Origin of the sequence: Candidatus Rickettsia tasmaniensis, assembly GCF_036857515.1 — a bacterium.
GTDB lineage: Bacteria > Pseudomonadota > Alphaproteobacteria > Rickettsiales > Rickettsiaceae > Rickettsia > Rickettsia rickettsii.
Window position 1 is genome coordinate 1 of record NZ_JAQCNX010000078.1, and the last position, 637, is coordinate 637.

Here is a 637-nt window from a genome sequence, read left to right on the forward strand (position 1 = left end):
AAAACAGATAATACACCAATAATTTTAATAGGTGAAAACGGTAGCGGTAAAACTAATATTTTAGAAGCTATATCGCTATTTTATCCAGGAAGAGGGCTGAGATCAGCAAAACTTGCCTATATATGCAAAACTTCAGAAGATCATTGTCTAGTTAAAGCTCTATTGCAAAGTAAGCTAGGACTTGCAGAATTTACCACCCAATTTAAACGTAGCTCTAATAGTCTTGGAACACTTTATGCTTATGAGCGTCAGACTCCTAAAGTATCTGACTCTAAAATTCAAGGATTACAAAAATTTTATGGAATTTCAGATTACAGAACTTTACAATTGTTCATAATAAAGTTGATCAATGGCATACACAAGAATGTACAAATTTGATTAATAATTTAAGCTCAAAAGAACAAAAATTAGCATATAAAGAAGCAAAACTACTATGGCAATTTCTAGACAGTATAAATGCAACGTATCAATAATTTAACTATTATTCTTTCATAAAATGAAAAATATCTTCCTACATTCCTTAAGTCTTGAGAATTATCGTAATTTTAAAAATCTTGAACTAAAAACAGATAATACACCAATAATTTTAATAGGTGAAAACGGTAGCGGTAAAACTAATATTTTAGAAGCTATATCG

General features: G+C 29.2%; 1 protein-coding gene and 2 pseudogenes. All 3 read left to right on the plus strand.

The annotated features are described in order from the left end of the window. A pseudogene (locus O6R16_RS08025) lies at positions 1-237 on the plus strand (DNA replication/repair protein RecF); the annotation flags it as partial. Continuing rightward, positions 223-473 (plus strand): annotated as a pseudogene (locus tag O6R16_RS08030) (iron-containing redox enzyme family protein); the annotation flags it as partial. The pseudogenes O6R16_RS08025 and O6R16_RS08030, both read left to right, overlap by 15 nt. A gap of 23 nt (positions 474-496) precedes the next feature. After that, positions 497-637: AAA family ATPase (locus O6R16_RS08035; protein ID WP_499680708.1), on the plus strand; the 141-nt coding region annotated here is incomplete at its 3' end.